Here is a 26,291-nt window from a genome sequence, read left to right on the forward strand (position 1 = left end):
ACCAGCACCGTCCTCACCGCTCCTCCCGATCGGCAGACCGCCCGGCCTCGGCTGCGTCGGTGAGTGGTTTGTGGAAGATCAGCAGGTCTTCGTGGGCGATCGCGTGGATCGGCACCCTGCGTTCCCACGCCTTGCGTGCCTCGTGGAGCTGGAAGAACGACGCCCGGTTGATCACTCGGCCGTCGTCGATCCCGCACAGCAGGCACACGATCCGGTCGGTGAAGAGCAGCCCCGTCTGCTGAGCGACGTCGAAGACCTGGCCGGGCAGGTCGACGAGCTCGCCGCGGACCCGGTAGGGCCGGACGGTGATCGCCACGATGCCGCCGGGCCGCAGCAGGAGCGCGGTCTCGGCCAGGATCTGGGCGAAGCCGCCCAGCAGGGCGGGCAGGCTCTGATGGGCCAGGTTGGCTCGGTCGCGGGAGTAGTGGTGGTTCCACTTGCGGATGCCCGGATCGCCGGTATCGCGGGTGGAGCGGATATGCCCGTGGGTGTAGGAGCCGTAGGGCGGGGAGGTGAGCATCAGCGCTGCGGTCCCGGCCAGGCCGAGTAGGAGGCGAGAGGCGTTCCGGGAGTCCCCGGTCACGACCTGGGCTGTTCCGAGGGCACCGTTCCAGCGGGCGTGGGCGACGTTCTCGGCGGCGAGTTTGGCCCAGTGCGGCTCGTACTCGATGCCGGCCGCGTGCCGGCCGTGGTGGATCGCCTCGACCAGGGTGGTGCCGATGCCGCACATCGGGTCGATCACCAGCTCGCCCGGCTGCGTGTAGGTGGAGATCACCTTCGCGGCGATGGCGGGCAGCATCTTGCCCGGGTGCTTCATGGACTCGGGCAGGTAGCGGCCCCGCCGCTGCGTCCGTGAGGGCTGCTGCCCGGTGACCCATACTGATCCGATCAGCTCCCTCATCACCGCTCCTCCCCTTCTTCGTTCGGGTACAGCTCGGCCGAGACTGGCGGCCGGGCGGGTTTGGTGAAGATCAGCACGTCCGCGTGCGCCCGCAGCACCGTGGGCACATGCGGCGGGACAGCGCTCGTCCGGGCAGCGGTGAGGGCGGCTGGGAGCAGGGACAGGACGATCTGGCCTCGCCGGACCGACCCGTGCACCGCCACGATGTGCTGCAGGTAGACCAGCCCCGCGCAGCGCGCCTCCTGGATGAGGCCGGGTACCGGGTCATACGGGCGGCCGTCGACCAGGTGCACGCCGGTGACGACGGCCAGGTGGCCGCCATTGCCGAGCAGCGCGGCAGGCTCGGCCAGCGGGCTCTCTTCGAGGGGCAAGCCGACCGAACTGGTGAACGTGCTCGTCTCACAGGTCCGCTTGATGACGACGAGGGCTGCTTCACCACGTCGGTGGGCCAGCACCGGATAGGCGGCCTCGGGGCGGGCGACACGCACCTCCACCCTTCGCCGATCGGCTTCGCGGCCGCTGGTCACCCGCGTCCAGATGTCACCCGCCACTTCGGGGTCGGTGACAACGGCCGACGCGCGGCGGCCAAGGATCACCGCGTTGGCCGCCAGCGTGTGATCGGCAGGGTGGATATCGACGACCAGATCGCCGGGGCGAGTGCAGGTCGTGATGAGCTGGCGGGCGAGCCGTCCGGTGACCGGCATGCAGCAGCCGCTGCGGCAGACGGCGGGTGATTTGCCCTCCGGTGCGGTGAGCCAGACGCTGAGCGGCAGATGCCGCGGCGGGCCGGAGTGAGCGGAGAAGTCCTGGAAGGAGTGCGGCGAGGTCGTCACGATGGTGTGGCCCAGTCACCCAGGCCACCTGATCCCTGTCACTTACTCAAATACCTGCGACGAGATGCCGGTTAGGACAACCTCCACGCGAATAGGCGTGAGCGTCCGTACTATTGCCGCGTCTCGACGCCGCATGACGGCGGGCCCGCTGCGGCTACGAACGCGCCACACGCGGTGTCCGTGAGCGGCGGGGACGTGGGCCCATGGCGGCGTTTCAGGGACCAGTCGGGGTTCGGAAGGGGCGCGACGGTACGGAGGTGTCGGGGGGCTGCCCGTACCGTCGCGCCCGGCCTGTCCGCGCGCGGAGCGTCACGCGCGCCATCAGGCCCACATAGCGGTCCCCGCCCACCCCAGAGGGGGACCGCTCTCCCGTGCCGCCATCAGGGACCGCATCAAGCGGCACGGAGCTTTTCGATCATTGCTAGTGGAGATGCCGGGTGACGCCGTCCGGCGGGCCGGTGATGTCCCGCCACTCCTCATCGGAGACGGGCGGGATACCCATGAGTTCGGTGGCGACGTTCAGTCCGTTGCGAGTGAGACGGCCACCGCTGATCAGCCCTTGCGGACGATGCTGCTCCCGCCTGGCTATCTCCGCTGTCACCTCCAACGCTCGGGCGACCGTCTCGCGCATCTCCCGAAGTTCGTCGTCGGAAAGCTCTTGCCGGCTACTGAAGTCGGGCATGGGGAACACGCTCACGCTGCACCTCCCGCACAAGGTGACGAAAGCGGCATGAGATGGGTTGACGTGGGTTGTCCGCCTATGCGGAACCAGACGGCATTGCCTGCCTCGTCATCGTGATGGACTCCCCAGGCGTCGGCCATGACGTTCACCATCCACAGGCCTCGCCCGCTGCCGTCTTCCGGGCACGCCTCGCGGATGACGGGAACGCTGGCGCCCGATCCGTCATCGATGACCTCGCAGTGCGCGACGCCGTCCCCGGCCGCCAGGAAGACCGTGACCAGCCCGCCAGCCTTGCGCCCGGAATCTGAATGCACGACGGAGTTCGTGACCAGTTCGCTGAGCAGGAGAACGGCGTCTTCCCGGACCTCGTCCGCGACGTGTCCGGCCAGCAGGCCATCGGCCCATGCTCTGGCAGCGCCGACGGATACGGCCTGTCCGGCGAAGTCGGCCTGGCCAAGAGCGCATAGGTTCCGATCGCGCGAGACGGCCGCATATCCAGTCCGGCGGCGCACTCGCGCGCGGCTCGGTTTCTTCGTTTTCACGGATTCACCGCCGCTTTGACCTTTGTGGCCGCATCCTCATCAAGCGCCCACGCCCATTCAGCTCGCCGCCACAGACTCGACCATGAAGGCCTCCAGGTGAACACCCAGCCATGCGGCCGGCGAATCATCTCGACACGCAGGGGTCTGCCGCTCGGTTGCATAACGTCCAGCGCAGGGAATTCACCCGGAAGCAGCACAAGCGAGGTAGAGACCCCAAGGGTCCGCAGGTCCCAGGCCAGTCTCACCAGATGGATGAGCTGTTCCTCAGCTTGGGAGGCTATGTTCGGGGCCATATGGTCACCTCCATACCTGTTGCTATTCGAACGCACGGTCTGATCGTCACAACTGCTCCGACGGCTGGCCAGATATGTCCCTTTACTGTCATTGCCGCGCTGGGGAATGAAGTTCCGGCATTAGATTGCACGCTGTTTCGGTAGACGTGTAGCCGCAATTCGCCGACAATCGGACGACGGTAACTTTCGCCCGTTGTAGCGGTCTGTCAAAAGGCGTCATAGCGCCGCCAGGAGATCAGGGGAGGAAGCGAAGGATGGCGAACGATCTCGACCCGCGTCTGACACCGACTCAGCGCTTCGGGCGTGAACTGGCGCGGGCGCGCAAGGAGGCGGGGCTGTCCCAGGAGCGGCTCGGCATGCGTTTGGGCGTGTCAGGGTCGCTCGTGGGACACATCGAGATCGGCAACCGAAACCCTAAGCCGGACTTGGCCGCCCGCTGCGACGAAGTGTTCGGTACCGGCGACTTCTTCGCCCGGCTCTGCCGGAACATCACCTCTCCGTCGGCGCCCCATTGGTTCCTCAGATGGTCAGAGGAGATCGAGCCCCGGGCACGGGTACTACGGAGCTGGGATCCGCTACTGATTCCCGGACTACTCCAGACTGAGGACTACGCACGTGCCGTCTTCCGCGGCGGCCTTGCCACCTCGGATCGAGCCGTTGAAGAACAGGTAGACGCGCGCATGACCCGACAGATCATCCTCGATCGTGATCACCCTCCAGCGCTGTGGTTTCTGCTGGATGAATGGGTACTGCGCCGCCCGATAGGAGGTCCAAGCGTCATGCATGGACAGCTTGACCGCTTGGCAACCGTGGCATGTCGTCAGAATGTGAAAGTTCAGATCGTTCCGCACAACGCGCCATGCACGATCAGCTTGACCTCGGGGTTCGCCCTCGCCGAACTACCAGACGCGCCAACCACGGTGTCCATAGAGTCTTCGGGCGCAGGTGAGGTGTCTGCCGAGCATGAATTGGTGAGCCTCATGTGGAACACCTATGACAGGATTCGTGCCGAAGCCCTTCGTCCCGGTCAGTCACTAGAGATGATCAAGGAAGCACGAGACCAATGGAAGACAAAGGCCTGACCGATGTAGACCTCTCCACGGCCGTATGGAGGAAGAGTGCCCGTAGCGGAGCCAACGGTGGCAACTGCGTCGAGGTCGCCAGCAATCTTCCTGGGATCATCGCGGTCCGTGACAGCAAGGACCCCGATGGCCCCAAGCTGCTCTTCTCTCCCGCCGAGTGGCGAGCCTTCATCGGTGGTGTGAAGGATGGCGATTTCGACGCGTAGCGTCCGGCGACGTTTCTCGTACGGCTCCTCACCTCATGGGGCTGACTGACGTTCCCTGCACCTGTCAGGGCCAGAGCGGCTGCGCGCGGGTGGCGGCTGAGACGAGCGGGGCCGCGTCGATCTCGGTGAATGTCAACGGGACGTCGAAGGCTGGCCACTCCACGACGAACTCGAACGGTTCAGGTGGCGGCAGTGGCCATAGCCACAGATGCCAGCTCCGATACGCGAACCGGCGGCCACTTGGCTCCCCCTTTCCACTGAGGAACCGAAGAACCGGTCCGGCCGGTCGATCGAGCGTTTCGGGGTCCGCTTCCCCGATGGAAGCAAGGCAACGATCTTCGATGGGATGCGGCAGACCGGGGAATGGCCTGGTACCGCGATCAATGGGACGGCCAGGTCGACAGCCTCGGCGTGCGTCTCATCGATGCCGATCAGGGCGAGCAGGCCGGTCCAACTACGCGGCTGGAGTTGGGCGTTCGGAGCGCGGCCCTCCGCATACGCCTTTGCAGCGGAGACGTCCCGATCTGGGACGTGGCGTTACCCAACAATATCCCGCGAGCGGTGTGCGGCAGGCCGGTCGTTCACCCCCCAGGAGTGGCAGCAGTACATTCCCACCGAGCCGTACCGGCCCAGCTGCCCTGCCCACTGATGGAACATCATGATCATGGCGGATCTGCGGCTCTCTAAGCCGGAGATCCGCAGCGGGCCCGGCGACGTTCATGCGGTTCGCGGCAGGGCATGAAGCAGCACCTTGACCGTCAGGCGCGGGGGGCAAAAGCAGTGCTGTCGCCGAGCGGTGCGCGGGAGAACGGCTCCCCTAACTACCGTCATGCTCGTCCGCGTAAGACTGTTTCAGCTGGTACGGCCGGTGGTTCTTCAGGGAGGTGCGACGCCGGTTGTAGGGCATCGTGGTCTCGATGGATGCGAGCATCGCGATCTTCTGCACCTCATCAGGGGGTGTGCCCTCTTCGGAGCAGGACCGATCAGACGACCAAGATCACAAACAGTATTAAGATATCGTCGTGGCGGCTCGGTTGGCAGCTCGAGCGCAGGCCCAGGAGGCGGCCACGGCGGCAACGATGGTGGAGTGACGGTTGTAGGTGTAGGCATCACCGTCAGCTTGATCTATGCCACGTGAAGGAAACCGCGGACCGGGTATGGAGCCGTCCGGTAGCTGGGCCTGAGCTAGGTGGTTCCACAGCCGTTCGTCCAGCGTGGGCTGGGGGAGGCATGCGTCTACGGCCAGCAGTTCGCCTAGCAGGTCCCAGTCCTCCTCCTCGCACCACACTTGTGACCAGCATGGCAGCCAATCGTTGAGGTAAGCCGCTAGAGCGGTGGGCAGATGTGCGGGCGCTCGGCCCCAGTCCGTCAGGTAGAACACGGTGTGCGTGAGTGCGTAGGCGTGGTGGTGATCCAACAGCCATGGTTCGGGTGTGCGCGCCAGCCAAGTCCTCGTGATGGCCTCCTCCAGGTCCACGTGCTCGACGGGGAGCCCGAGGGCGCGCTGGGAGGTCAGCCGCGCCAGCAGATGGAAGGGGGCGACCTCCTTGGCGCTCCAGTTGCGTGTTGTCACGAGCTGGGCGGCGATGTGCTCGATTCCCGCATGGCGCCTGCCCCTCTCCCGCAGGAAGGCATAGAGCGAAAGGACGCTGCCCTCCCCCGGCTCGGCCTTTAACAGTGCGAACAGGACTTCTCCCGCATCGATCTCTTTCCAGATCATGTCGACCATCTCGTGGGCGAGTCGATGCCGGTCTGTGCGCGGATCGCTGGCCCGCAGGACGGCGGTGCCGGCCAGCGCGAGTTCGGTCAGTGGCGTCAGCGCGCGCCCCCACCAGAGAGCGTCTATGTATCGGTGCCGGGGATGGTCCGGGCAGCCGCGCTGGCGAAGGCAGGCGGTACAGGAGCGCTCAGGGAGGAGCGGCGGCTGCAGGATGTCGGATGCCCGCAGCTCGGTGCTCAGCCGGAATCGGTCGAGGTGCTGATGTAGCCAGCGCACTGCCCCGTCGGCGATGGTGTCGAAGATCGGGCCGGTCATGAGCGCTTCCCGTTCAGCAACGCGCGGGCGGCCTGCAGATGGTGCACGGCCTGGGGATCGTGAGGCGTGCGCTGGGCCAAAAAGTCGATGCCCGTCTCCAGACCAAGGGTGTGCGGTGCCATCCCGGACAGGGCGAGCCAGCGCGCGGCGCCGGCGGCCTGCCGGTAGTCGCGTTGCATGACCGCCCGGACGAATCCCCGGGCGACGTCGAGGACGCGCTGTCGGACCAGGGCGAGCAGGGCCGGACGGGCGCCGGGTTCGGCCTGGTCGGCCAGGTCGGCAAGGTGTGCTGTCAGCTGGGGCCAGGCGAGGTTGGCCAGGTGCTGGGTGTCGTGCTGGCGCGGGTGCGCCGCGACGTCAGGGGCGTGCTGGTGGACGCGGCCGGAGCTGGCAGGGGCCGGGGCCGAGTGGTCGTGCTGGGCTGGGGAGGAAAGCCCTATGCCGGGCGAGGGGGCGGCAAGGAGGCGACGAGTGGCTGCGGGCACGTCGATGAAGCCGTTCAGGCAACGTTCAGTCTGACCGTGGCTCTGTTCGGGCATGCAGGGGCGGGCGGTGGCCAGCAGCGCATCCCGGACCGCGAGCGCGTCGGGTGGCTGGCCGAGGTGGCGTTGCAGGCTGATCAGCAGGGCTGCGGCGCCGGTGACCAGGGCGACGGCGACGCAGGTGCCTTTCTGCGCTTCGATGTCACCATCGGGGTGGGCGCCGTAGACGGCCTCGCCCAGGGCGGTGATGCCGTGCCCGGTGTAGGCGGGTCCGTGGTTGCTGAAGTAGAACATGGCGCCGTCGGCCCGGTGGGCGCCGACGGCCAGCACGCCGGGCAGGATGGCGGGAGCGATGCTGTTGTTGCCGTAGTCGTTGCCGGCCGGCGCGGTGATGAGCACGCCGGCGTCGATGGCGCGGGCGATGGCGCGTTTGAGCATGTCGTCGGCGTCGTGGGAGGCGGTGGGGAAGGCCAGGGTGAACTGGATGATGTCGGCCCCGGCCTCCACCAGTTCCTCCACGGCGCGCGCTCCCGACAGCGGGTCGGGCGGGTTCTCCTCGTCGACTGGCGGGGAGAGGAATAGGGCGCGGCAGCGGGGGGCCAGGCCGGGCAGGATGCTGCCGGGCTGGCCGAGTAGCACGCTGGCGGTCCAGGTGCCGTGTTCGGCCATCTTCGGGTCGGTCTGGGTGGGGGGCAACCACCAGGTGGGAAGCACGCGTAGGTCAGCGCCGGTGAGGCTGGGGTGGGACAACTGTGGGGGTCCGTCGACGACGCCGATGGTGATGCCCGGATCTCCGCCTTGGGTGTGCCGCCACAGCTCGGCGATCCCGGCCACAGCCTGCGCGGGATAGCGCGGCGGGGGCGCGGATCGGTCGGGCGGGGTATCCGGCTGCGCAGTCGGTGGGGCGGCGGTCCCGGGCGCGGGGCCGGGGGCGGTGCGGGCATCGGCCATCGGCGGGCTCCTGTCGTCGTCGGGGTTGCCAGAAAGAGGGGGCGACCGACCTTCAGAGGGCCGACAGCTTGGCCTGCTCATAGGACGGCCGGCTGAAGGCGGCGGGGTCGTTGACGTTGGCGTTGAAGGTGAGCAGGTTGCGGATGCGGGTTCGCTGCTCGCGAGTCGCAGCGTTCAGGCCGAGGGTGGTGTAGGGGTCGATCAGCTCGGGTCGGCGCACCGGGGGCGCCTGCGGGGGACGGCTCACCAAAACACTCCTTCTCTCGAGGGCAGGTGGAACAGGTGGGCGGTCAGACTTCGGGCCAGGAGCGGACCTGGCCGATGCTGACCGGCAGGACGTCCTTGACGTCGATGGTGAAGCGGTAGACGCGCTTGGCCCGCTTGCTGTTGTCAGGGTCGAAGAAGCGCAGCTTCACATCCCAGCAGTCGCTGTCAGGGCGGCCGTAAGGGCTTTTCTCCACGTCGATGTTCTGCAGGGCCATGCCGTGGCCGAGAGCCTCGGCCAGGGTTTCGCGGGCCTGGACGGCGTTGGTGGCGGCGTAGTTCAGCGCGCGGTCGCGGCTGGTGGCGCCGAAGTTGCGCAGGTCGTAGTAGATGCGCTGGAGGAAGTCGGCGACCGCGTCGCTGAGGGGGGTGCCGTGATCGTGGCCGCGCTGGTTGTGCTCGGGCACACCGCAGTCCATGACAGCCTGGGCTAGCGAGGCGACCGACCAGCCGTACAGGCCGCGAGTCAGGTTCACCTCGACCACCGGCACGTACTGCCCGTTGAACAGCTTCGCGGTACGGCCGGGCAGCGTGCCGGGGATGGACACCCGGTCGACGAACTCGGCGTCGTCCTCGGCCTTGAGCTGGCGCTCCAGGAAGTCGGTCAGCCGCTCGTACACATCGGGCCCGTACCCGCCGACCGGCTCGATGGCGTAGATCGGGGTCAGGTCCAGATTCAGCGTCCAGATCAGCGGCCGCGCCTCGGAGGGGTGCTCGCGCAGGTAGGCCACCATCTGCCGCGGATCGTAGGGGTTGGCCGGCACGCTGTGCCCGTCCACCTGCACCGTCGGCATGAGCTGCTTGAAGGAGTCACGGCGGGCCTCGCTGCCGAAGTCATAGCCCAGCGTTCCTAGCGCGTACACCAGCCGCTGCGCCGCGGGCGGAGCCTGCTGGGGCTCATCTGCCGAGGGCACCACACCGGCAGGGATCGGCGGCGGCGTCACGACGGGAGCGGGTACCGGCGCCGGAGGGGCGGTCGTGGGGATGAAGGACTCGCCAGTGGTGCAGTCACACCCGGCTGGGGCACCGGTGTGCGGCAGGGCGCCGCAGGAGGGGGCCACGGCCGGCTCGCCCGCGTCCACCGGGGAGTCCGGGCCCGCCGGCGTGGTGGCCGAAGAGGTCGAGGATGAGGTGGTCACAGCAGTCACCGCTTTCGTGATGTTGAGTGTTCCGTTCAAGTGCTGCAGGCATGCCGCGCCCTGACCGCCCAGCCCGTCCAGGCGGTCGAGGCTGTCGAGCGGGCCGGTGCCCGGCTCGCAGGGATCGGCGGTTTCGCGCAGCAACTCGCCGACGGCGAGAGGGTCCGGTTTGCCACCCTGGCGCAACTGCAGACAGGTCAGCAACGCCGCCACCCCCGCCACGATCGGTGTGGCCAGGCTGGTGCCGGTCATCGTCGCGATCCCGCCGCCCGGTACGGCGACCCGGATGTCCTGGCCGGGGGCCAGCAGCCCCTGTCGGCGGCTGCCGGGCCCGAAGTTGCTGATCGGCAACGGCCGTCCGGCATCGTCGCACGCGCCCACGGCCAGCACCCCCTCCAGGGTCGCCGGCACGTGATCGCACAGGCAGCCGTCGTTGCCGGCGGCTGCCACGATCAGTACGCCCTGCTCGCGGCAGCGGCGCACCGCCCGCGTCAGAACGTCCTCGGCCTCGCCGGCGTCGGCCAGCTGTCCGCCGCTGACGTTGATGATGTGCGCGCCGGCCTCGGCTGCAAGCTCGATCGCGCGAGCCAGCTCCAGTTGGGAGGTGCGCCGCCCTTCGACGAACACCGGCACGCTGATCGCCCGGCACGCCGGTGTCACACCCATCACCGGGCCGTCGTGGCGGCCGAACAGCACGCTGGCCACCGCAGTGCCGTGGGCCGCCTTGGCACCTGCTGCACCGGCGGGCCAGACGTCACGCACCTGGCTCGGCTTTCCAGCCGGAAAGGCCGGGTGCGTCTCGTCGACCAGCCCGTCGACGACGGCCACCGTGATCCGGTCGTCGCCCGTGGTCAACTTCCACAGATCGGCCAGTCCGGGGATGTCCCGCACCTCGCCCATGTCGCTCCTGTCACTCCCCCGCTGGCGCTTGGATGGCTGACCCACTGCGATGAGCGCCCGACGCCGCCTTGTCTGGAACGCAGAGGGCACCGGGCACTCACCGGTTCACCGGTTCACCGGCTGGTTACTCGTCGTTCTCGTCGGCGAAGGGAACGCCCGGAATCGGCACAACCGGCCAGAGGGACTGCTCCGCGCCGTCACGGTCGGTCGAGGGAGCACCGTTGATGGTGCGCACCACAGGGGCGGACTGGATGGGCAGGTTCATTGACCTTTCCTTTCTGCTGGGCAGTGATGCCGCACACCAGCATTCCCCTACTCACGGTTACTTTATAGATACTCTCTGCTACCAGAGGTCGGCCGCCGCACGTGGCCGGGGCGGTCGCCGCCGCAGCCCTCCTAGTAGTGCTTTGTTGGGTCAGGCTTTTGTGGCTGGTCCGTTTCGGGATGTAGTGGTGCGATGCGGGCGTGACCCCCGAGCACCTTGCCCATGTCCGGCAGCAACTGGAGTCCTTCGCTGCAGAGATGTTCGCTCCTTTGGCCCGCCGGGATCAGCGGGCCAAAGGGCTGACCTACCTGCGGGGCCTGCTGCTGGACGGCCGCCGCAAGTCGATGCAGCCGATGGCCGAGCGCCTGGGTGTCGACCACCAAGGACTCCAGCAGTTCCTCACCTCCTCCACCTGGGATCTCACCCAAGTGCGCCGCCACTTGGCCACCCCGGGCGGTCGCCGCCATCACCCCGGTGGCCTGGGTGATCGACGACACCGGCTTCCCCAAGGACGGAATCGCCTCACCCGGCGTGGCCCGGCAGTACTCCGGCACCCTGGGCAAGGTCGGCAACTGCCAGGTCGGCGTCAGCGTGCACGCGGTCACCGACGCCGCCTCCTGCCCGCTGAACTGGCGCCTGTTCCTGCCCGCCTCCTGGGACCCCGCGCAGGCCGCTGACGATGAGGCCGCCGAGCAGGTCAGCGCGCGCCGCGCCCGCTGCGCCATCCCCGATGGCGAACACCACCGGCCCAAGTGGCAGCTCGCGGTGGAGATGCTCGATGAGCTGGCCGCCTGGGGTCTTGCGCCGCCGCTGGTGGTGGCCGATGCCGGCTACGGCGACAACGCCCACCTGCGCGCGGCCCTGTCCGAGCGCGGCCTGCACGTGGTGCAGGTCAAAGGAGCGGTCACCGCCCACCACGCCACCGACGAACCCGACCCGGTCACGTACTTGGGCCGCGGCCGCCCGCCCCGGCCACACCGCTACCCGGCCCGGCCGATCAGCCTGCGCGAGCACGTGCTGGCCGCCGGACATCAGGCGGCGCAAACCGTGACCTGGCGGGCCGGCTCCAAAGGGCTCATGACCTCCCAGTTCGTCATCCTGCCCGTTCGCGTCGCCGGGCGTCGGCCGCGCCCCGCAGCCGACGGCACGCTGCCGATCAGTCTCCTGATCGCGCAATGGCCCGACGATGAGCCCGAGCCGACAAGTACTGGCTGACCGTCCTGCCCGCCGGCACTCCACCGGCCACGCTGGTCGCCCTGGCCAAGATCCGCTGGCGGATCTCGAGCACGACTACCGCGAACTGAAGACCGGCCTGGGCCTGGACCACTTCGAGGGCCGCTCCTGGATCGGCTGGCATCGCCACGTCACCCTGGTGACCTCCGCGCATCTGTTCTGCACCGAACTGCGCCTGCACGACCCAAAAGCTGCGGCCTGACCCTCTACACGATCCTCAAGGAACTCCAGGTGCTCCTGGCCACCTGGACCGGCCGCTGCCCGACCTGCTCACAGCGACCACCCTGATCACCTAACAAAGCACTGATAGGGGCTTGTCAGATGTCAGCCTTCCAGGACGGCCGGGTGTGACGGGGGCCCATCCATCAGGAACCGCTGAACGAGACCAGTGAGGCCGAGGGGGTAGACGGTCTGGTGGGTGGCACCGAGTTCGGAAAGTGACCACCACTGCCAGGCGAGGATGTCGTCGGTCTGCGTGGCCCTGGATGGGTTAACTTCTCCCGCAGGGACTCGGGCGACGAAGTAGCGCTCCACCTGCCGGGTGAGCTCGCCATTGATCACATGCTCTTTGGCTCGGGTGGCGATCTCGAAGCCGATTTCAACCGCCTCGACACCGAGCTCTTCATGCAGTTCCCGTACGGCGGCCTGGACGTGGGTCTCTCCGGGTTCGAGGGCTCCGCCGGGGGTTGCCCAGAACACGCCGTTGCCTTCGTCGTAGCGCAGCAGGAGTATCCGGTCGTCCTGGTCGAGCACGACCACACGGGCAGCTGCACGGATGTGTGTGGTGGGCATGTCGCTCATCGTAGTTCTGACGTCCTCAGCTTTCCTTCTCCACGAGATAGTCACCCAGACAGAGAGCGTCCAGGTCCGTGTCTTGGAACGTGGCCAGCGCGTCCGCTGGGGTTTCGACGATCGGCTCGCGATCGTTGAATGAGGTGTTCAGCACCACCGAAACGCCGGTGATCTTCCCGAAGTGGCTGATCAGCGAGGCGAAGCGCGGGTTGACGCTGGGGTTGACGGTCTGGGCCCGTGCGGTCCCATCGACATGGACGACGCCAGGAATCATGGGCTTGCAGTCGTCGCGTACGGCCGGCGCCAGCAGCATGAACGGGGACAGGGCGCCGTCCATGTCGAACCAGCGGGAGGCGTCGGCGTCCAGTACGGCCGGTGCGAACGGGCGGAACGGCTCACGATGCTTGATCCACCCGTTGAGGGCGTCGCGGGAAGCAACGGTGCGCGGGTCGGCCAGGATGGAGCGGTGGCCGAGCGCGCGGGGGCCGAGTTCGCTCCGGCCGTCGAACCATCCGATCAGCTTCCCCGCGGCGAGCATCTGCGCGGCCGTGGCGGCGATGTCACTCTCACGCCGCCAGGTGAACGGGACGAAGGACCGTTCCGTGAGACCTGACCGGGGGTCGCGGCGCAGCGCCAACTCGATCTCGTCGTCGCTGTAGTGATGTCCGAAGGCATCATCGGCGATCGGCCGCCTGGGGATCTGGCCGGTGAGCTGGTGCAACCCGTACAGGGCGCACCCCAGGGCCTGACCGCGGTCGGACGCCGGCGGCGGCACGAACAGGCCGGTCACGGCAGGTAGGCGACGCAACTCGTCGTTGGCGACGCAGTTGAGCGCGACTCCTCCCGCCACGCACAGGTTTCCGATCCCTGTCTCTGCGATCACATTCGTCGCGAGACCGGAGAGGACCTGCTCCACCTGGGCCTGCAGGTAGGCGGCCGCGTTGATTCCGCGCTCGTCTCCGCCTTTGCTGCCTGCTGGCCCGAAGTCCCAGCCCGTGCGGGCGATCAGGTCGGCGACGCCAGCGGCATGGGTGGCGGCCAGGCGCCCGTAGACGCGGGTACCGCGCAGGTCGAACAGCGGGGCGGCGAAGATGTCGGGGTCTCCGAAGCTGGCCAGCGCCATGGTTTTTCCGGCTTCCTGGGCGGACCAGCCGAGGTACTCGGTGAACGCCTCGTAGGTGGCGCCGATCCCGCCCGCGCGGCCCCGGGACGGGTCGTTGCCGCCGAGCCGTTCGATCCCGTCCAGCGTGGCCACGTAGTAGGTCTCGGTGTCGGTGTTGTTGCCCGCGCCGTCGGCGACCAGGACGGTCGCCTGGTCGTAGGGGCCGAGGCAGTAGGCCGTATAGGCGTGGGAGAGGTGATGGTCGACGATGACGATCCGTGCCGGGTCCACGCCCAGGTGGTGCATGCCGGTGTCGGCGGCCGTGAGCGGGATCCGGCCGAAGTTGCTGGCCACCACGAGGTCGACGTCGGCGAGGGTCATGCCGGTGGCGCGGAGGCAGTAGAGGAGGGCGGCCTGCCAGCCGGGGCTGTATCGGCGGCGGTTGAGCCGCTCCTCGCCGATCGCGATCATCGTGTCGGGGGTGACGAGGGCGGCTCCGCCGTCGTGGCCGAAGTTGATGCCGATCACGCATGGGGTTGTGCTGGTCATGAGCAGCTCCGAGGGGTTACTGGCGCAGGGCGTGGTAGGGGTTCCACAGGCTGGTGTGGCCGTCGACCTGGGTGAGGGCGGCGAGCTGGAACATCTGCATCAGCCCGCCCCGGTAGGCGAACGCGTCCGTTACTGTCCGGCCGAACAGATCCCGTCCGCCTGACTCCGCGTAAAAATCTGCGAATCTGGCGTCTACGTCGGGCTGGCCGGGCGCGGTGGGGATGTGCGCGGGAAGGAGTGCGCCGGCGGCGCGGAGCTCGCCGGCGACGACCGACAGGACCGCCGCCGGGTCGAGCGGGTCGGTGTCGATCACCAGAGGCGGGTTGGGGCAGAGAGCCCGGCTGTGTTCGGTGTAGAACTCGGCCATCCGCCCCAACAGGCCGGGGTCGTACCACTGGCGCAGCCATCGGTGGGCGGGGCGGCCTCCGCGGCGTTCCAGGCTGGCGTCCACGCTCACCAGCAGGATCACCGTCCGCAGCTTGCTGCCGTCGTACAGCGGGGCGATGTGCCGCCGGAAGTAGGCCAGCGCTTTCTTGTAGGGGAAGGCGTCGCGCTGGCGGGCGGCCCAGGTGTAGGCGAGCACGCCGAGATGGTTACGGTCGCACACCACCACGTTGGTGTCGGCGAGGGCGGCGTCCCGTAATGCTTGGGCGCGGGCCTTCTCCTGCCGCAGGTACCACAACGTCTCCTGGGCTGTGCTGGCGTGGACGGGAGTGGTTTCCCCGCCCAGCGTGATGTTCGGTTCGGAGAAGAAAAGGGCGGTATCGCCGAGGGCGGGGACGAGCGCGCCGAGCAGTGTCGTCTTTCCGGCGCCGGGTGGGCCTTCCAACGCGAGCATCACCTCCTTCATCGCAGGGCGCCTTCCGATGCTGGCACGTTGGTCCACGCGCCGTTCTCGGCCGCCGACGTCGCCGCGGCGACGGCCAGGGCGAGGCTGCGCAGATGGTCGGTGACGTCGTGCTCGGGCACCGTGTCGCTGTCCAGGGCCTGGGCGAATGCCCTGTAGGCGCCGAGAATCCCGTCGGGCACCCATTCGCCGGACGGGCTGAATGTCTCGGATGTGGTGGCGGTATGGAGGGTGGCGGTGATCGTGTAGGTGAGAGGGCTGAGAGCTGTCTGACCGGGCAGGATGCGCGCGCGTGCGGACACGGCCACCGGTTCGCCGGCGAGCTGACGGGCCAGGTCCAGATAGTGCAGCCCGTGATCGAGGAACAGATAGTCGGGGTGGTCGATGTACCAGGCGCGGATGTCCTCGCTGAAGTGGTGGACGTGCGCGAGGTGGGCAATGTCGCCGAGCCTGCCGGAGCGCGCCCAGTCCAGGAGCAGCCGCTGGGGCGGAGCCCACCGCAGGTTGTGGTTCACGGCGAGAGGAACACCGGCCTCGGCGGCCTCGCGGGCGATCGCGAGGGCCTCCTCCAGGGTGTAGGCGAGCGGCTTCTGCACCAGCAGCGGCTTCCCGAACGGCAGCAACTCGCGGATGACCTGCAGCCGGTCGTCTGGCCGGGTCGCCACGTCGATCACGTCGACGTCAGGGTCCGCGGCCACCTCGGCGGCAGTGTCGTGGATCCTCACCTTCAGGCCGGGGAACGCGTCGGCGAGGGCGGCGGCGGTGGCGCGGCTGCTGCTGCACATCGCCGTGACTGGCACGCCACCTGCTGCGTAGGCGGGCAGGTGCCCGGTGCGGACGATCCTGCCCGCGCCTACCACGCCGACTCGGCGTGGTGCCTCGTTCTTCATGAAGCCTCCTGGAGCTGTGACTGCATCCGGCTGATGCCGTTGGCGAGGCAGGCCAATCTGTAGGCGAGCCGTTCGATGACTTCAGCGAGATCCCCAGTCCCGCCGCCCACTTGCTGGCGGAAGGTGATGAGTCGTCGTGCGATGGCCGACCACATCCGATCGGCCGGTGCCATGGGCGGGATCGGGACCGGGCTGGGCTGGGGATCGTAGGCGATGACCTGGCCGGGGCCAGCAGGCCCGTACGGCGGGCCGAACGTCGCCGTGGTGGTGCCGGTAGGGCCGGTGAAAAGCGCCTGGTCGATGTGGGTTCCGGGAGGGGCCGCGCCGACTGTGAGCGCGATGAGGGCGCCGTTGGGGGCACGGACACATGCGTGGACACTGGTGCCGGTCACCGTGCAGGCGACTGGCTGAGCCCGCGGAGATACCAGTGCCAGCACCGTCAGCAGGTGGTAGCCCTGCCACAGAAGGATCTTCAGTGCCTGCTGTCCCGCGGTGCTGAGCCCCGCCGGGCACGGCTGGGGCGGGTCGGCAGAGAACGTGTAGGCGTCCGCGGCTGGGGGCAGGAACTGGCGGCGTTCCCGCTCGTCTGTGCCGTCGGCCTTGACCAGCCAGCCTCCCCGCAGGTCCCCGCTGGAAAGGTGCTGGAGGAGCACGTCGACGGCGCCGTCGTGGGCGCGTACCGCCCCGACTTCCAGCAGAAGGCCAGAGCGTGCGGCCTGCTGCCGAAACCGCCGGGTCTTGGCGATGTCCAGGCTCACGGGCTTTTCCGTGAAGACGTGAACGCCGGCCGACAACGCCCGCTCGATCCACGGCTCGTGGACGCCGGTGAGCACGGCAAGCATGTCGGCTCCGTCGATCAGGTCGTCATCGTCCCGGGCCACCTTGGCGATGCCGAACTGGGCGGCGGCGTGCTCGGCGCGGCCTGGTTCCCGGTCTGCGACGGCGATGACCTCGAAGGCGGGGTGAGCGGACAGGACAGGCAGATGGATGCCGTACGCGGCTCCCCCGCACCCGGCCACCGCGATCCGCCACGGCTTCCGCACCTCGCTCACCTGCTATCTCCCAACAGCAGCGCGCCGGACAGAGCGTGACAGGCGATCTCGTCCTCGGGCAGGCGGCGCAGGTCCGGATTGAACAGCTCCACCGACACCGGCCCGCCGTACCCGGCCGTCTCCAGACCGCGAACGAACCTCTGCCATGGGAGAGCCCCGTCGCCGGGGAACAGCCGCATCGCGTCTGTCCATTCCCCGGCTGGGATCTTGTGTGGGATGTCGGCGATCTGAACGTGCCCGATCCGCCACGGGTCGAGCCCCGCCAGGTGTGCCGGGTTGGCTCCGGTCACGGCCCAGTGGAAGGAGTCGACGCACACGCTCACCGCACCGAGCAGTGTCTCCCCGCCGGCGTCGTCGAGCAGACGTTGAAGCTGTGGCAGGTCCGTGACGAACTCGTTGCGCCCATCCAAGGACGGCGGTAGCCCGCTGCGGACGCCGACCGGTTCGACAGCGAGTGTCACGCCGTGCAGCGCGCAGTCGGCCGCGAACCGGCGCAACCGGCTGATGGCCAGCTCGCGGGCGGCGGCCAGGGGGAGATCCGTTCGCGGGTTGACGACGAGCGTCGCGACCGGACACCGGATGGTTTGGAAGGCGTGGAGCCGTCCGGCCAGCCCGTCCAGGGCGAGCTGGTACGTCGTCTCGTCGACCAGCAGCGGGTGCGGCAGGACAGGGCCGTCCGGGAGCAGCCCGCACGCGGCGGCGACCTGGATCCCGAGCCGGTCCAGCAGGTCGACGGCTTTGTCCGGCCCGAACGCGACAACCTGCTGGATCGATACCTCGATGTGGCCGATGTTGTTGGCGGCGGCCAGCGCAGCGACTTCGGCGAAGCCTAGGCCGCTCACGGTAGCGGGGTTCAGACAAGGCGCGAACATCTTGTCGCACATCGTGACCATGCCTCTCTCAGGCGGTGGTGAGGGTGCCGGACAGCAGCCCGTCCCGCACCTTGTCCAGGTCGCCCATCACTTCCGCGATGACCCGGCGGGCCAGGCCGTCGTCGATCCGGCTTTCGCCGGACGTCTGCACCACGACCTGCCACGGGTCGCTCAGGTCACGCCCAGACTGGGACACCAGCGCGACCGCGACGGTCTGGCCCGTCTCAGCGTGCAGCCGCTCGGCGGCCTGCTGGGCGGCCAAGTTGTAGAGCTTCCCGACGTGGTAGACCGGGTTCTTCCCCGATACGCCTTCGGCGCTCCAGGGACGCCACATCGAGATCACCCCGTTGGCCCGGTTCCCTCTCCCGACCACTCCCTCGTCACCGGATTCGAGAGAGGAGCCGGTCGCCGTGAGATACAGCTCCCGCCGCTCGTCGTTGTCGCGGGTGTTGACCGCGACGTCGATCAGGCACTGCGGGGCGATGTTGTGCGCCACCTCCCGGATGAGGGCGCGGGCCTCGGCACGCCGCGTCGAGTAGGTGGCCAGGTCCGGGGTGTGGACGGCGATCTGCGGGACGCACGCGGTGATGTGTACCTCGCTGCCGTGCCGAACCACCATGATCTTGACGTCGGTTCCGTACCAGGGACACGCGGCGGCCATCTCCGGAGACGTCAGGTACTGCTCGATTCCAGCGACGACCTTCTCGGCCAGCCCGGCCGGGGCGTAGCCGACGCCGGCGGAGGTGTCGTTGCTGAACATGCGGGCCCGCTCGGCCAGGTCGTCGAGGCTGCGGGGGGCGAACCAGAACCGGCGCCCGGCCTGCTGCTCGTCGACCTCGCCGAGCACCGCGCCGGGGCTGGACGCCTGCGTCACCCGCGGCCGCACCACCAGATCGCGGGAGATGTCCAGCAGCGGCAGCGCGGCCCCGAGATAGTCCCGCACCGCCTTATCGATGATCTCCTGAACGGGGATGCCCGTGTCTCCGAGAGCGGCGGTAAACCGGCCGTTGATCAGCGCCGTGATCGGCTTGGTCAGCTCCCCGTGTCCGAAGGTGACGTCGGCGGCTCCGCCGAGGAGCGCGGTCTTGTCGCTGTTGTGGTGCAGGATCGCGCCGAACTCCTTCAGGCAGAAGTTGCTGTAGGCACGGGAGACGGCTTCGGCAACGCCGTCTGCCAGGGTGTCGGGATGCCCGGCGCCTTTGCGTTCGACGACCTCGATGACGTGGTCGGCCGCCGGTAGACCCTTCTCTACGGTGATGTTCATGCGGTGTCCCTTTCGTGGGTGCGGCTGGGCGCGGCCGGTAGAAGCGTTCGGCCGGTAAGCAAGAGCCGAGTACGTTCGGCGTGGTAGGCGGCGATGCGTGCGATGTCGCGCAGCGAGGCGGTCGCCTGCGCGCTGTCGAGGAATCCCCATGCGCGGATCAGTCCGTCGGCGGCTTCGCACAGGTCGGCGGCTCTCGCGCGTAGTGCGGCGGCCGGCACGGCGACGCTGGTGCGCATCCGGGCGACGCAGATGCCGTGGCCGATGCCTTGGGTGAGGAACCAGGCGAACCGGGTCTGGGGGAAGCCGACGGGGTGGTCCACCACGGCCTCGGGTTCGATCACCACGCGTAGCCCGGCCTGGAGGGCGCGGTCGGCGTATTCGAGGTCTTCGCAGTCCAGAGGGAGCTTGCCTCGGCGGCCCAGGTCGGTGCGCAGGAGCCCCAGCGTCGGCAGCGCCAAGCGGTCTATGAGCATGTTCGCAGTGACGATCCAGTACGGCCACCCGTATGAGGTCCGCGCGCTGGGCCAGTCGAGCGGACCGTGGCATTCGGCGAGCGGCCGGGTGATCGGCCACTCCAGCGGAATCGCTGTACCTTCCGGGTAGTAGGTGAGGACCTTGCCGCCTACCACGGCAGCGCCCTCGTCGATGGCGGCGGCCATCAGCGCTTCCAGCCATCCCTCGCGGGGGCGAATGTCAGGGTCGGTAAGCACGATGTACCTGCCACGTGCCGCACGAATGCCGTGGTTACGTCCTCGGCTTGCCCCCGGGCGCGCCTCACGGAGCACCCGAACAGGGAACGGCCACGCTCCACCCACGGCCGCCGCCTGAACCGCGCCGCGGCGGCCGGGTGGATCGTTGTCGACGAGTACCACTTCAAGGTCGCCGCCGGCGAGCGTCTGCTCAGCAAGGGCAGACAGCAGCGTAGGAAGCGCGTCCCCGTTGCCGCGCGTGGAGACCACGATCGAGATCAACAGATCCTGGCAGGTCACAGGTCGAACTCGCCGTTCTTGACGCCCCCGATGAAGGCGTCCCACTCGCCTGGCGTGAAGACGAGGACGGGGCCGTCCTGGTCCTTGCTGTCACGGACCCCGACGTGTCCCTCGGGGAGCTCCGCCACCTCGACGCAGTTGCCGTTCCCGGCGCTTCGGCGGCTTTTACGCCAGACGGCGCCAGAAAGATCGATATCGGTGATGGGCAGCATCTTTCTCCTCACGTGTGGCTGGAGTCGCCCTCTCGATGAGGGCCCCCGCCCGGGCGATCCGCACCCGAAGGCCCGGCCGGGAGTTGGGATGGGCGGCCCCCGAGTGGGCCGCCCGCCCTGTCGGCCCCGCGACGGAAGGAGGAGTCGTGATCCGTGTCGCGGGGCCGGCAGGGCAGCTCATGGTGTGGGTGGCCCCTCCCTCACAGGGGAGAGGGAGAGGCCACCCCTGACGCGTCCGCCAGGGTTGCGGCGCACGGCTGGCATCGGGTTCCCGGCATCGCACCTGCCGGGCTGGTGGGGCGGCCGCTTCCCCTCGCATGGCCGCCCAGCCCCCTGCCACGCCGGCCCAATCCCGAGATGGCCGGCGGCGTGGTGGGGGCAGTCAGTGGACGTAGTGCGCGATCTCGACCATCCCGGCCACCGCGGAGCCCAGCGCCTCGCCCGTGGTGCGGTAGACGAGCTCCCGGATGCCGGCCCTGCGCTGCGCTTCCGAGGGAGGAGTACGGCGCCGCGCCAGCCAGGGCAACTCCCCGTCCTTCCCCGGCTGGTAGATGATCTCCCAGCCGGGATAGGTGGCCTGCAGTACGGCGAGCAGCCGTTCCTCCCGGGTGAGGGTGACGCCGGTCAACGGCTCGTCCATGCTCCTCCTTCCGGGGCGGTCGACTCCGGCCGGGCCGGGACGGGCGGAGGTGAGTTCCCGTGGCGGCCCGGCCGGAGGGTGATAGCAAGACGCGCAGGGTGGGGCGGTGCGCGCCGTGCTTGACCGTCGCGGGCTGCAGGTCGCGACGGCGGGGAGGCCCGGTCCACGCCCAAGACGGAGGAGGCGCGGACCGCGCGACGTCAAGAGGGCTCAACTCGGCCACCTCTCGGCACGCAGGTCGGTGAAGGAGACGATGAGCCGGTGGGCAAGCGCCTGCTCCAGGCGGCGGAACTCGTCCAGCGGGATCGTCACGCCCTGCTTGTCGAGGAGGGCGCCCCCGACGCCCTGCCGGTAGATGTCGGCCAGCACCGCGTACGGCTTGGCGAGGACGGCCGTTCCGATCCACGGCCGCGAGCTGCCGATGCAGGGTCGGCGGACCAGCTGGGCGGGGATGCAGGCGCGGCAGGTCGGCGGCGTGCTGGTGTAACCGCGGTCGAGGTCGGTGCCGGGTCCGTCGTAGATCACCCACCAGAACCGCCCGCTGCTGGCGTCGACCGCAGGTTCACCGCAGTGCAGGCACAGGCCGTGCTCCATGCAACGCCACTGCCGCCGGGTGTGAACCCGGCCCCGGCACGGGAGCCCGGTCTGGATCCGACCGTGGCGGGCCAGCAGCACCCCGCACTGCCAATCACTGTCATCAGGGACGACGTAGGAGAGGCGGATCGCGCGGGCCTCGCTCCCGTATCGGAAGACGAGCGGGTGGTTGACCAGCTCGCCGGCGAAGGCGGTGATGTACGGCGCCTCCGCCGTAGCAGCCGCGCCGGTCACATCGCCTCCCAGCAGGATGAATCCGGGGCAGCCTGCTCGGCGTCGAAGCCAGGCAGTGGCGGGATGAGCTGCTCCAGGGGGACGAACTGCGGTGTCGGCGGGGCCTGCTCGGCGCGAGCCTCCATCAGCTCGGCCGCACGCACGAGCTCGAAAGCGTTCGGGGCGAAGACCGTACGGAACGCGCCGGCGAACTCGGCACCCTCGCTGAACCGCTGGTCCCGGGTCGCGCACAGCTCGCCCCGGCAGCACTCCACCTTCCGCCAGCCGCGAGGGAGCGTCGCCCCGGAGGGTAGGGCTCTATTGTGTTGCACGGGTCAGGACTCACTTCCTGATCAAGGGGCCCGCCCGGTGCGCTAACACTGTGGCGGGTCCCGCTTTTCACGTGGCGGATCCATCACAACGCTGTGCGTCGCCGTCGCGACAGAGGACGATAGAGGACGGAAGCGGACTCCCCCAGCGTCCGCTTTGTGTCCGCGAGGAGTCTCATGGGCGAGGTTCCGGCTTGGGCTGTTCGACTGCGAGACAAGCGCCGGGAGCGGGATTGGCTGCCGAAGGAAATGGTTCGGCGACTGGTTGACGCTGCCGATGAGGGCATGCGCGCCCACCTACCGACGCGTGAATCGCTGCTCAGAATGCTGCGTATGTGGGAATCGGGGGAGCGCCGGCCGCGTGACCCGTACCCGCGATTGCTCGCGCGAGTCCTAGAAATCAGCGAGCGGGAGCTGTTTGGCGATGAAGCATGGTCTGCGGTCCAGGCTGATCCGCTCACCAGTGTCGCAGTGGACTCCCAGTCAGATGACTTCTCGCCCCTCGCGGCCGAGGCGATCGACCTCGCTGCGTGGATCGAGCAGAGCAACGTCGGGCAGGGCACTATCGAGATGCTCGCCGAGGCCAGCTACGTTCTCGCGGAGAATCACACCCGAGTTCCGCCGAGACGCATGCTCTCCGACGTCATCCAGCTTCACCGGCAGGTTCGCTCACTGCTGCATGGCGGTCGGCAGCGGCTTCGTCATACGCGTGACCTGCTCCGGATCGAGGCCGATCTCCTGGCCCACTCGTGCATCCTCCTGGGGGATCTGCATGACAACACGGCGGCGATCACGCACGGCATGACCGCGGCCCTATGCGCTGACGAGGCTGGTGCCAACCAGGCAGCCGCGCTCAGCGCGCAGGCGAAGACGGAGCGGTGGCGGCGCCGATATGCGGTGTCCGCTGATCTGGCGCGCAAGGGATTCGAATGCAGCCCGCCGACACCGCTGCGGATCCTGCTTGCCAGCCAGGAGGCCAACGCGGCTGGACTGCTCGGCGACATCGACCGAGCCCGGGAAGCATTAACGCGGGCAGAGAAGGCTGCGAATATCGCGCGGTCGGACGACTCCGGGGTGTCACCGTGGTCATGTCCTCGCCCTCGCCAGGCGCTGTACGCGCTGTCGGTAGCGCTGCAGGCGGGCGCCCCGGAGGAGGCGATTCAGGCCGCTAGGACAGCTGAGGCGGCTTGGACGTCAGGAGATCCGTGGGTGTATGGGACATGGGCGCAGATCCGGTTCGGCGCGGGCAATGCCTATGTGATGATGGGCGACCTCCACGGTGCGGCCGACCAGATTGCGCCCGTGATGTCTATGCCGCCCGAGCTTCGCATGGCTACCGTTACGAACTATCTCGTGGAGATGGATGCGCGATTGCGTGATCAGCGTTTCCACGGCTCTGACGTCGCCTCGGATCTGCGTGAGCAGATTCGGGAGTTCAACTCTGCCGCCCTGTCGGCAGATCAAGTCGCTGAGGAGGATGGTTGAGCCCACTCCCAGAGGTGATGGCCGACCGTTGGCGGAGACGGACGATGCTCCCCCCAGGGAAGGGGCAGCTCTATTGGCACGTCCTGTTCCGTGACAGTCCGGAAGTCCGTTCGACGGTAGCCGCTGCTCATGAGCGGTTGAGCGGTTTGCCCGGCCTGGACCTGGTGCCGCACGAGTGGTTGCACTTGACGACGCTCATTGCCGGCCTCACGGACGAGATCTCGGATGACCAGGTCGACACGATGCTCGTCAAGGCTCGGGAGTTGCTGGCACAGGTGCCCCCTATCACCGTGACGCTGGGGCGCGTGTTCTATCACCCGGAGGCCATCGCTCTGGAAGCGCGGCCCGGAGACGCGCTCCTCCCGATGCTGAACGCGGTGGAGACAGCAACACGCATGGCGACAGGCCGCGACGGTGTCCTCTCGCACGCGCCCTGGACGCCCCATGTCACGGTGGCCTACAGCAAGGCGGCACAGCCCGCTGCTCCGATCATCGCAGCGCTGGGGCGCACCGTGCCCGACTGTGTGGTCACCATAGGCAGCATCAACTTGGTCGTTCAGGACGGCCCGGAATATGCCTGGGATTGGCGGCCGGTGGCCGAGGTCCCTTTCGGTGGGCCCTGCCTTTCCTGACGATCTCGACAACCCTCAGGCTATGGCAAGGGCCTCAGCTTCGTGAGAAGGCGATTCGCCAGGGCATGCCCGAGTTGCGTCGTGTAATCGCGTGAATTTGTAGCGTTACGGCCGATCGGCAGGCTTGGGCATGCTGTGATGGCGGCGTGCGTCTACGAGCCGGATTCCTCGGCCTGCGCCAAGGCCACCCGGCACTCGTTCACCATCACCGACCCCGAAACCTGACAGAACGAAGACGAGTTCGCCGACACTCCAGTACCACGGATCAGGGGTTCGTATCGATGCCGGGATGGCCCTCAAGGTCGCGAGCGAGCCGGCGCAGGACGGGCCCGTACTCAGGGTGTGCGAGGGCGAAGGCGAACTGGGCGACGAGGTAGTCCGCCGGGTTGCCGGTGTCGTACCAGCGACCCTGGATGACCTGCCCGTACACGGCGCGGCTGCCCGCATAGGCATTGATAGCGTCGGTGAGGTAGATCTCGCCGGTGCGGTGCTCGTACCAGCGCCTCGTCTGCTCGCGCAGTTCGTCGATGATGCCGGGCGTGATGACGTAACCGCCGATGGCCGCGAACGCAGAGGGCGCGTCGGCGGGCTTGGGCTTCTCGACGAGGCCGGTAATGCGCAGCAGCCCGTCACCCAGGTCCTCCTTGACCACAGGCACGCCGTAGCGCTGGGAGTCCTCCGGGCGCATGGGCATCAAGGCCAGCACCGGGCAGTTGGTCGCCTCGTACGCGCGGATCAACTGCTGGGCGCGCGGAACCTCGGCCACGAACACGTCGTCGGGCCACAGCACCAGCATCGGCTCGTTGTCGAAGTTCCGGGCCGCGTTCAGGACCGGGGTGCCGTTGCCGTAGGGGCCGTGCTGGTCCAGGTAGGTGATGTGGCCGCGGCGGGAGAGCTCGGCGATCTCCTCCACCGCGTCCGCGTACTCCTGCTTGCCGTCCGCCCGTAGCTGCTCCACCAGAGCGGGATTGGGCCGGAAGTGGTCCTGGATCAGCGACTTGCCACCGGAGACGACGATGGTGATGTCGGTGATGCCGGAGGCGACCAGCTCGCGCACGGTGTGTTCGATCACCGGCTTGTCGCCGACCGGCAGCATCTCTTTGGGGGTCGCCTTCGTCAACGGCAGGAGGCGGGAGCCGAGTCCGGCGGCGGGGATCACAGCCCTGCGGATCGTCGTAGTCATCCGATTCCCTCTCGTGAAGCCGAACACACGGCGGTCGGCACAGTGCAGCCTGGTGCCATTAACGTGCCACGGCCCGAAGGACGCGCCGCTCCCCTGCCATTCCCCAAGCTCAAGGCGAAGGTACACGGGTGCCTGCGATCCACGACATCTTCCGCCAGGCGATCGTCGCTACCCCTCGATGTGCTGGACCTGTACGAGGAGACCGATGTCCACGCGTCGGGCACGCCTGGCGACAGGTGCCGACACGTTTCCTACAGGGAGGCGATGTCGGGAACGGGGAAAACGCCGAGTTCCGTGATGCCGGCCACGGCACGCCGAGCAAGAATGCGGACCTGCTGCCAGCGCGGGTCGCTCATCAGCCCCTCGCAAGTCCACACCTCGGCATGCTCCTCACCACTCATCGCCTCAAGGGCGCGGTCGATCCCATCCAGCAGCGCCTTGACCTCGGTGGTGAGCAGACCGGGCCGCTGCTCGTCGAGCATCCATACGGACCACCCGTAGACGTCATCGAATTCAAGAGCGAGTTCATCCTCGGGAAGGGTGTGCCGCTCACACCAGTCGTGCTGACGCTCAGCCGGAGCGGCGAGCAGTACCAGGGCTTCGGCCAGCCGGGACAGGCAAACCGACACATCAGCGATCACTTCGCCATCCTCACCCAGCGGCGGCCGAATTACGATCTATGCGAGCAATTACACAACTTGTTCGCCTGGGTTCGCCAAGGGCACAAGCCGGAGCAGAGCCTTCTCGTAACCCCGAACGGTTCCGACCACAGACAATACGGTCACTTCAGAACTGTGGATCTATGCCCTGCTTTGCCGTACCATCGCCTCCAAAATGG

The 26,291-nt window shown here is 68.3% G+C and carries 27 protein-coding genes and 1 pseudogene; 5 read left to right on the forward strand and 23 right to left on the reverse strand.

What is annotated here, in order from left to right:
• Window positions 1-13: 13 nt before the first annotated feature.
• From AWQ70_RS26730 to AWQ70_RS38000, 4 genes are all read right to left on the reverse strand, one after another.
• Window positions 14-901: a TRM11 family SAM-dependent methyltransferase gene (locus AWQ70_RS26730; protein ID WP_067181495.1), complete on the reverse strand. Its 888-nt coding sequence runs from the start codon at window positions 899-901 to the stop codon at window positions 14-16.
• On the reverse strand, window positions 901-1,734 hold the full coding sequence (locus AWQ70_RS40675) for a hypothetical protein (protein WP_067181498.1): 834 nt from the start codon (window positions 1,732-1,734) through the stop codon (window positions 901-903). Before AWQ70_RS40675 ends, AWQ70_RS26730 begins: the two co-directional genes overlap by 1 nt.
• 421 nt (window positions 1,735-2,155) lie before the next feature.
• Window positions 2,156-2,431 carry a hypothetical protein gene (locus tag AWQ70_RS26740; RefSeq protein WP_067181501.1) on the reverse strand — a complete coding sequence of 92 codons (276 nt, stop codon included), beginning with the start codon at window positions 2,429-2,431 and terminating at the stop codon, window positions 2,156-2,158.
• The gene (locus tag AWQ70_RS38000) at window positions 2,428-2,958 is read right to left on the reverse strand and encodes an ATP-binding protein (RefSeq protein ID WP_084517844.1); all 531 of its coding nucleotides are present in this window, start codon (window positions 2,956-2,958) and stop codon (window positions 2,428-2,430) included. The genes AWQ70_RS26740 and AWQ70_RS38000 overlap by 4 nt, the downstream gene beginning before the upstream one ends.
• Before the next feature lie 547 nt (window positions 2,959-3,505).
• Between AWQ70_RS38000 and AWQ70_RS38005 the strand changes: the two genes are divergently transcribed.
• Together AWQ70_RS38005 and AWQ70_RS26755 are read left to right on the forward strand one after the other, a co-directional pair.
• Entirely contained in the window at window positions 3,506-4,333 is an 828-nt protein-coding gene (locus tag AWQ70_RS38005) for a helix-turn-helix domain-containing protein (protein ID WP_084517845.1), read from the forward strand.
• Window positions 4,315-4,539 carry a DUF397 domain-containing protein gene (locus AWQ70_RS26755; protein WP_067181510.1) on the forward strand — a complete coding sequence of 75 codons (225 nt, stop codon included), beginning with the start codon at window positions 4,315-4,317 and terminating at the stop codon, window positions 4,537-4,539. Before AWQ70_RS38005 ends, AWQ70_RS26755 begins: the two co-directional genes overlap by 19 nt.
• Before the next feature lie 1,009 nt (window positions 4,540-5,548).
• Here the strand turns inward: AWQ70_RS26755 and AWQ70_RS26760 are convergent.
• From AWQ70_RS26760 to AWQ70_RS39295, 5 genes are all read right to left on the reverse strand, one after another.
• A complete protein-coding gene (locus AWQ70_RS26760) occupies window positions 5,549-6,574 on the reverse strand; it encodes a DUF6895 family protein (RefSeq protein WP_066936509.1) in 1,026 nt (341 codons plus the stop codon).
• Entirely contained in the window at window positions 6,571-8,007 is a 1,437-nt protein-coding gene (locus AWQ70_RS42110) for a S8 family serine peptidase (RefSeq protein WP_169808751.1), read from the reverse strand. Before AWQ70_RS42110 ends, AWQ70_RS26760 begins: the two co-directional genes overlap by 4 nt.
• Window positions 8,008-8,059: 52 nt before the next feature.
• Window positions 8,060-8,254, reverse strand: a complete 195-nt coding sequence (locus tag AWQ70_RS39290; protein WP_066936515.1) for a hypothetical protein — start codon at window positions 8,252-8,254, stop codon at window positions 8,060-8,062.
• Window positions 8,255-8,297: 43 nt separating this feature from the next.
• Complete coding sequence (locus tag AWQ70_RS26775) at window positions 8,298-10,310, reverse strand: PatA/PatG family cyanobactin maturation protease (protein ID WP_067181518.1); 2,013 nt, start codon at window positions 10,308-10,310, stop codon at window positions 8,298-8,300.
• Window positions 10,311-10,434: 124 nt separating this feature from the next.
• Window positions 10,435-10,575, reverse strand: a complete 141-nt coding sequence (locus tag AWQ70_RS39295) for a hypothetical protein (RefSeq protein ID WP_157530432.1) — start codon at window positions 10,573-10,575, stop codon at window positions 10,435-10,437.
• A 200-nt stretch (window positions 10,576-10,775) separates the two neighbouring features.
• Between AWQ70_RS39295 and AWQ70_RS26780 the strand changes: the two are divergent.
• Window positions 10,776-12,010 (forward strand): annotated as a pseudogene (locus AWQ70_RS26780) (IS701 family transposase).
• 122 nt (window positions 12,011-12,132) lie between these two features.
• Here the strand turns inward: AWQ70_RS26780 and AWQ70_RS26785 are convergent.
• The 12 genes from AWQ70_RS26785 to AWQ70_RS26840 form a co-directional block, all read right to left on the reverse strand.
• Window positions 12,133-12,600, reverse strand: coding sequence for an NUDIX hydrolase (locus AWQ70_RS26785; RefSeq protein WP_067181630.1), 468 nt, complete (start codon window positions 12,598-12,600; stop codon window positions 12,133-12,135).
• A 25-nt stretch (window positions 12,601-12,625) separates the two neighbouring features.
• Window positions 12,626-14,251, reverse strand: coding sequence for a carbamoyltransferase family protein (locus AWQ70_RS26790; RefSeq protein WP_084517847.1), 1,626 nt, complete (start codon window positions 14,249-14,251; stop codon window positions 12,626-12,628).
• Between the two features lie 16 nt (window positions 14,252-14,267).
• Window positions 14,268-15,101: an AAA family ATPase gene (locus AWQ70_RS26795; protein ID WP_067181524.1), complete on the reverse strand. Its 834-nt coding sequence runs from the start codon at window positions 15,099-15,101 to the stop codon at window positions 14,268-14,270.
• Window positions 15,098-15,988, reverse strand: coding sequence for a Gfo/Idh/MocA family protein (locus AWQ70_RS26800; RefSeq protein WP_067181527.1), 891 nt, complete (start codon window positions 15,986-15,988; stop codon window positions 15,098-15,100). Before AWQ70_RS26800 ends, AWQ70_RS26795 begins: the two co-directional genes overlap by 4 nt.
• Entirely contained in the window at window positions 15,985-17,040 is a 1,056-nt protein-coding gene (locus AWQ70_RS26805) for a Gfo/Idh/MocA family protein (RefSeq protein WP_067181530.1), read from the reverse strand. The genes AWQ70_RS26800 and AWQ70_RS26805 overlap by 4 nt, the downstream gene beginning before the upstream one ends.
• Window positions 17,037-17,882: a sugar phosphate isomerase/epimerase family protein gene (locus AWQ70_RS26810; protein ID WP_169808752.1), complete on the reverse strand. Its 846-nt coding sequence runs from the start codon at window positions 17,880-17,882 to the stop codon at window positions 17,037-17,039. Before AWQ70_RS26810 ends, AWQ70_RS26805 begins: the two co-directional genes overlap by 4 nt.
• A 58-nt stretch (window positions 17,883-17,940) precedes the next feature.
• Window positions 17,941-19,176, reverse strand: coding sequence for a methionine adenosyltransferase (locus AWQ70_RS26815; RefSeq protein ID WP_169808753.1), 1,236 nt, complete (start codon window positions 19,174-19,176; stop codon window positions 17,941-17,943).
• A complete protein-coding gene (locus AWQ70_RS38010) occupies window positions 19,173-20,147 on the reverse strand; it encodes a glycosyltransferase family 2 protein (protein WP_169808754.1) in 975 nt (324 codons plus the stop codon). Before AWQ70_RS38010 ends, AWQ70_RS26815 begins: the two co-directional genes overlap by 4 nt.
• Before the next feature lie 14 nt (window positions 20,148-20,161).
• Window positions 20,162-20,377: a DUF397 domain-containing protein gene (locus AWQ70_RS26825; protein WP_067181544.1), complete on the reverse strand. Its 216-nt coding sequence runs from the start codon at window positions 20,375-20,377 to the stop codon at window positions 20,162-20,164.
• Between the two features lie 382 nt (window positions 20,378-20,759).
• On the reverse strand, window positions 20,760-21,017 hold the full coding sequence (locus AWQ70_RS26830) for a hypothetical protein (protein WP_067181547.1): 258 nt from the start codon (window positions 21,015-21,017) through the stop codon (window positions 20,760-20,762).
• 210 nt (window positions 21,018-21,227) lie between these two features.
• Complete coding sequence (locus AWQ70_RS26835; RefSeq protein WP_067181551.1) at window positions 21,228-21,845, reverse strand: hypothetical protein; 618 nt, start codon at window positions 21,843-21,845, stop codon at window positions 21,228-21,230.
• On the reverse strand, window positions 21,842-22,156 hold the full coding sequence (locus AWQ70_RS26840) for a hypothetical protein (protein WP_157530434.1): 315 nt from the start codon (window positions 22,154-22,156) through the stop codon (window positions 21,842-21,844). Before AWQ70_RS26840 ends, AWQ70_RS26835 begins: the two co-directional genes overlap by 4 nt.
• Before the next feature lie 174 nt (window positions 22,157-22,330).
• Here AWQ70_RS26840 and AWQ70_RS26845 point away from each other — a divergent pair, with 174 nt between their 5' ends.
• Both AWQ70_RS26845 and AWQ70_RS26850 read left to right on the forward strand, forming a co-directional pair.
• A complete protein-coding gene (locus AWQ70_RS26845) occupies window positions 22,331-23,638 on the forward strand; it encodes an NsdA family TPR-like regulatory protein (RefSeq protein WP_157530436.1) in 1,308 nt (435 codons plus the stop codon).
• 44 nt (window positions 23,639-23,682) lie between these two features.
• Entirely contained in the window at window positions 23,683-24,270 is a 588-nt protein-coding gene (locus tag AWQ70_RS26850; RefSeq protein WP_373282382.1) for a 2'-5' RNA ligase family protein, read from the forward strand.
• A 265-nt stretch (window positions 24,271-24,535) separates the two neighbouring features.
• On the opposite strand, the gene AWQ70_RS26855 is transcribed toward AWQ70_RS26850, so the two are convergent.
• Both AWQ70_RS26855 and AWQ70_RS26860 read right to left on the reverse strand, forming a co-directional pair.
• Complete coding sequence (locus AWQ70_RS26855) at window positions 24,536-25,453, reverse strand: UTP--glucose-1-phosphate uridylyltransferase (protein ID WP_067181564.1); 918 nt, start codon at window positions 25,451-25,453, stop codon at window positions 24,536-24,538.
• A gap of 251 nt (window positions 25,454-25,704) precedes the next feature.
• A complete protein-coding gene (locus tag AWQ70_RS26860) occupies window positions 25,705-26,094 on the reverse strand; it encodes a hypothetical protein (RefSeq protein WP_067181567.1) in 390 nt (129 codons plus the stop codon).
• Window positions 26,095-26,291: the final 197 nt, after the last annotated feature.

Origin of the sequence: Microtetraspora niveoalba (assembly GCF_001570405.1) — a bacterium.
Taxonomy (GTDB): Bacteria; Actinomycetota; Actinomycetes; order Streptosporangiales; family Streptosporangiaceae; genus Microtetraspora; species Microtetraspora niveoalba.